General features: G+C 65.3%; 7 protein-coding genes. 3 read left to right on the top strand and 4 right to left on the bottom strand.

All coding sequences use genetic code 11. From position 1 onward, the window contains the following. Positions 1–541: 541 nt before the first annotated feature. A complete protein-coding gene (locus NS2_RS34935; RefSeq protein WP_143161476.1) occupies positions 542–1015 on the top strand; it encodes a hypothetical protein in 474 nt (157 codons plus the stop codon). 91 nt (positions 1016–1106) lie between these two features. Next, entirely contained in the window at positions 1107–1946 is an 840-nt protein-coding gene (locus NS2_RS34930) for a helix-turn-helix transcriptional regulator (RefSeq protein WP_033091632.1), read from the top strand. Positions 1947–1950: 4 nt separating this feature from the next. Here the strand turns inward: NS2_RS34930 and NS2_RS34925 are convergent, their stop codons facing one another. From NS2_RS34925 to NS2_RS34910, 4 genes are all read right to left on the bottom strand, one after another. Next, positions 1951–2940, bottom strand: a complete 990-nt coding sequence (locus NS2_RS34925) for a pirin family protein (RefSeq protein ID WP_033091633.1) — start codon at positions 2938–2940, stop codon at positions 1951–1953. Positions 2941–2956: 16 nt separating this feature from the next. After that, on the bottom strand, positions 2957–3271 hold the full coding sequence (locus NS2_RS34920; RefSeq protein ID WP_033091634.1) for a GNAT family N-acetyltransferase: 315 nt from the start codon (positions 3269–3271) through the stop codon (positions 2957–2959). Between the two features lie 3 nt (positions 3272–3274). Continuing rightward, entirely contained in the window at positions 3275–3757 is a 483-nt protein-coding gene (locus NS2_RS34915; protein ID WP_033091635.1) for a carboxymuconolactone decarboxylase family protein, read from the bottom strand. 85 nt (positions 3758–3842) lie between these two features. Next, complete coding sequence (locus NS2_RS34910) at positions 3843–4616, bottom strand: alpha/beta fold hydrolase (protein WP_147207434.1); 774 nt, start codon at positions 4614–4616, stop codon at positions 3843–3845. A 45-nt stretch (positions 4617–4661) separates the two neighbouring features. Between NS2_RS34910 and NS2_RS34905 the strand changes: the two genes are divergently transcribed. After that, on the top strand, positions 4662–5042 hold the full coding sequence (locus NS2_RS34905) for a MerR family transcriptional regulator (protein WP_228102607.1): 381 nt from the start codon (positions 4662–4664) through the stop codon (positions 5040–5042). The last annotated feature ends 3 nt before the right edge of the window (positions 5043–5045 follow it).

Genomic DNA, 5045 nt, shown 5'->3' with positions numbered 1-5045 from the left:
CGACACTAGCGGATTTTGGACGCATTGCGGAGGTTGTCGCGAACCCGTGGTCCGCCCTCGGGGGCAACGGGGGCGGACCACGACATCGGTTACCACACTTTGTTGAAGCTTTGGGTCCCTCGACCCCGCCGCAACGCTCACATGACTGTAGCTGGCCAGACAGGCATGATCACGGGCATATAACGGTGACTGTTGCGGGAGAATTTTATGCCCAGATCGATGTGCGGCGTATAAATGCCTGGTTGGGCGATATCGGACGATCCCCATGGATTGACTAGGATCAAAGTTCCCGAGGTTGGTGTAACGAACATCACATCCGATTTATGAACTGCATCACCCAGAAGGGCTGATATCCCACTCTTCAATCATGCAAGCACCAGCTAGCACCCCGTTTGTTGTAATAAAGGTTTGCTTGACGTCATTTGCTGCGTCAGGTAAACCTTTATGCATGCCCAAGGGGAGATCGAGAAGCTCGGATGAACGACTGCGAACGCCCGAGGCGGCCCTGATTGCGAGAGCAGCCGCCGACTTGGGTCTCGCAATGAACGACAAATGTGACGAATTGGCCAGAAGGCTACTTGCGCAAACTAGAAATGACGAGATGCCAGGCTCGGGGTCCGGGCAAAAAGACACCGAGCAGTCTCATGATGAATTGCATTTGGAACTAACCAAGCTCAGAATCCGGCACGTTGCCAATATGGATCTGGGTGGTGCGGTGGCCGCCGCTCGACTTGTCGGCGCTACCTGGGAACAGGTCGGCGGTGCCTGCGGTGCGTCGAAACAGGCTGCCTACGAACGCTGGCACAAGGTAGTCAAAGAGTTCGAACTCGCCCGCCTCAAAGCCGAGCAGCGGCCCGTTGACGCATTGGACCAATACGACCCGGACGGCCTGGTCATGGGGGAGGCGTTGTACAACATGGCACCACTCGAGGCGGTCCTGCAGCGGCTCGGGCGAGTCAACAGGGATATGGCACAGGGTGATGCCGCCGAAGGAACTCGACCGCGGCTTGATTGAGCCCCGGGCAGGTCGGCTTCCTGGGCAGTGGCACACAGGGTGGGATCACCTGTACCTGGATAGCGGACCCGGTACGGGGGACAGTGGTGGGGTGGATCGAAACGAGCTGGCAGATTTCCTGCGCCGACGCCGTGAACAGCTGCAACCGTCGACCGTGGGGTTGCCGCAGGGGGCGCGGCGGCGGACGCCGGGGCTGCGCCGCGACGAGGTCGCGATGCTCGCGGGAATGTCGACCGATTACTACACGCGGCTCGAGCGGGCGCGGGGGCCGCGGCCGTCGGTGCAGGTGCTGGCCGCGCTGGCGCGGGCGCTGCGGTTGACCGATACCGAGCGCGACCACCTCTATCACCTGGTCGGGCAGCAGGCTCCGGCGCGCGGTGGGGACGGTCATGTCGGACCGGGGATCCTGCACGTGCTCTCGAAGCTGGATGACACTCCGGCCGTGGTGATCTCGGATCTGGGCGAGGTGCTGGTGCAGAACCGCATGCACACCCTGCTGGGCGGGGACTACTCGCAGCGGCGCGGCCTGGACCGCTGCATTCCGTGGCGCTGGTTCACCGAGCCCGGCGCGCGGGCCATCCTCCCCGAGGAGGATTGGGATGTCATGAGCCACAAGCACGTCGCCGATCTGCGCGCCACGGCCGCCCGGCGGGCGGGCGAGGCCGATGTGACCGAGCTGGTGGCCCGGCTGCGTACCGCCAGCCCGGAATTCGAGCGGCTGTGGAACGAGCACGAGGTGGGCAGCGACGGTGGGCTCGGCAAGCGCATGATCCACCCGGAAGTCGGTGTGCTGGACCTGATCTGCGAACCGCTGCTCACGCCCAGCGCCACCCGCCACGTGCTGATCTATTACCCCGCGCCGAATACCGATACGCAGGAGAAGCTGGATCTGTTGCGGGTCATCGGAACTCAATCCATGACCAGCCACTGATCGTTCAGTTGTGCGGAACGCCGCACCGGCGTTTGCGCGGCTTCAAATGCAGGCCGGGCAGCGGCGGTGCCGGGATCCGTTGTTCGGGGCTGTGCCCGGCTATATCGGCGAAGCGGCCGAGTTCATGTTTCTCCCAATCATTTCGGGCCTGCTCGATTTCCTCGTGACTGCGCGCCACGAAGTTCCACCACATCACCAGATCCTCGCCGAACGGCTCACCACCGAGCAGCAGGACGTGTGCACCGGCGGTGTCGTGCAGTCGAATCGATTCCCGGTCGCTGCCCAGATAGAACAGGCTGCCGGGTTCGGCCCGGGTGCCATCGACGGCGACCGCGCCTTCGATCACCAGTACCGCGTGCTCGAATTCGGGATTCAATGCCAGCACGGCATCCGCACCGGCCCGGATCGCCAGATCCGCTCCGACAATCGGGGTATAGGCGGTGGCCGGTGAGGTGACACCGCCCAGCGATCCGATCAGCACGGTGCCGGTGACGGCGTCCGCGACGGTGAATTCCGGCAGTTCCCGATGTTGCTCGAAATGCGGTGCGATATCCCGGGATTCGCCCGGGAGCGCCACCCACAGCTGTAATCCGTGTCCCGACACGTGCCCCGGCACCCGATATTCCGAATGCGCGATGCCGTGCCCGGAGGTCATGATGTTGAGCTGCCCGGGCGCGATCTCCACATCCGATCCCACGCTGTCGCGGTGCCGGATGCGCCCGTCCAATGGCCAGGTGACCGTCTGCAATCCGATGTGCGGATGCGGGTCGATATCGTGCCCTTCGGGATTGATCGCGGACCCGGAGCCGCAGTGGTCCAAGAAGCACCACGCGCCGACCGTGGGCAGGTCACGCTGCGGCAGGGTCCGGAAGACCGTCACGCCGCGCACGCCGCCGAGGGGTACCTCGCGCGCGGGAAAGAACTCCGCGCGCGGGCCGGGCCGGCCGGAGGATTCGCAGCGCGTTTCCTCCGGATGTGGTTCCAGATCACTCATTCCGGCCCCTTCCTCGTCACCTCTTGATGCCCTTGCCCACAACGTACTCGTCGTATTCGGGGTGCTTGTCGAGCCAGCTCTTGATGAACGGGCAGCGCGGCACAATGGCGCGGCCGCGGGCGATCACGTCCTTGATCGCCTCCTGGGCCAGTAGATTCGCCAGCCCCTTGCCGCTGAATTCCTGGTCCACCTCGGTATGAATGAAGGTGGTGTCGTTGTCGTCCCGCTCGCGGTACTCGCTGAACCCGGCGAGCGAATTCCCGTACCACACCTCGTACCGGTGTTGCGCGTCGTTACGAACGACAGCGGCCGCCACGGCCTGTTCGCTCATTGTTCAGTTCTCCTTCCGCACCCGCACCGGATGTTTGCTCAAAATCGACACGCGATTGAACGCGCCGATTGTGGTGGCAGCCCAGATGAGAACGGACATCTGGTCATCCGACAAATGTTGCCGCGCAGCAGCATACTCACGCTGCATGCTTTCCTCATCCGGCAACGACGTCACCGTCTCGGCGACCGCGAGGGCGGCCTGTTCCAGTTCGGTGAACAGGTAGGGGCTGCGTCGCCAGGCCGTCAGCACATCCAATTGCTGCTGGGTGACACCGGCGTCGCGGGCCGCCCGCATATGCAGGTCCAGGCAGAATGGGCAGCCGGTGAGCTGGGAGACGCGGACATTCACCAATTCCATGACGGCACGGTCCAGATCGGCGGCCGCGGCGGCGTTGCGGATGGCGAACGCGACGCTGTTGAGCGCGTGGAAGACCTCGGGCGTTTGCTTGTCGATCCAGATTCGGTCGTGAGTTACGGGCGACTGCATAGTGGCTGCATCGTAAGCCGAGAACGTGAACCGTGCCTTCCGGTCTGAAAATTGGATGTTCCGACCCGAGGTCCGCCGGGTGAACTCAGCCCGCGGTGCCCACGCGCTGCCTCGCGAGGAACTCCAGCACGGTCGCGTGCCAGCGATCGGGCTGCTCGATCATGACCACGTGCCCGCCGGGCAGCTCGGTGTACTCCGCGCCGGGAATGCCCGCCGCCTGCTCCCGGGCATTGGCGGGATCGGCCAGCAGATCGCCGGCGAGGCCGATGACCAGGGCCGGGACCGTGATCCGCGCCAGATCCGCGCGCACGTCGGCCGCCGCCACCAGCGCCGCCTGCGCCGCGGTCCCGCCCGGGATGTTCGCCGCGGTCTGCGTCAGGATTTCCGAAAGCTGCTCCGCTGGAAGGCTGTTCACGAACTCCTTGCTGAACGCGGCCAGTAGCACGTAGCGCGCGAACGACTCCCGATCCCCGGCGGCCAGAGCCTGTTGCCACAGTTCGACATTCATCCGCCCCCGATTGTCGATCCGGGCGAAACCGCCGGTGAGCACCAGCCCGCGCACCCGTTCGGGATGCCGGACCGCGGCGCGGACGGCGACCGCGGTGCCCAGCGAGAACGCGACGATGTCGAAGGTCTCGGCCCCGTGCGCGACCGCCTCGGCCACCAGGGCGTCGGCAAGGGAATCGAGGGTGAGCGGGGTGTCGTCGGCGGGGTAGTCGGACCCGATGACCAGATGATCCTGGGCCAGCAGCGGAATCAGGCCGCCGAAGTTGGCGTCGATGCCGCCGCCCCCGCCGTGCGCCAGCACGACGGCGGGGCCGGATCCGGTGATCCGAGTGGTGAGCGAAATGTTCGTCATGGCGGCGACGTTAGGGATTCACATGGGTGTGAAGGTCAATCCGATGTGCGGGAGGTCACAGTGCTGATCGGTGAACTGTCCCGGGCCACCGGCGTGCCCCCGCGGCTGCTGCGCTACTACGAGGAGCAGGGACTGCTTGTCCCGCACCGCGATTCGAACGGCTACCGCGGCTACCCGGACTCCGCGCCCGCCCGCGTCGCCCGCATCCGAGAACTGCTCGCCGCCGGACTCCCCACCCGCGACATCCGCGAACTGCTGCCCTGCGCCACCGATTCCGGCCTCCAGCACTGCGACCACTCCCGGAAGGTGGTGGGCGACGGGCTGAACCGCCTCGACGATCAGATCGCCGAATTGACCCGGCGGCGTGAACTACTGGCCAAGCAGCGGGATGCGGTCCTCGCCGCACCCTTCGACCCCGCCCCCTAGTAC

Source organism: Nocardia seriolae NBRC 15557 (genome assembly GCF_007990715.1).
GTDB classification, from domain to species: Bacteria; Actinomycetota; Actinomycetes; order Mycobacteriales; family Mycobacteriaceae; genus Nocardia; species Nocardia seriolae.
This window is presented reverse-complemented; position numbering and strand designations above follow the sequence as displayed.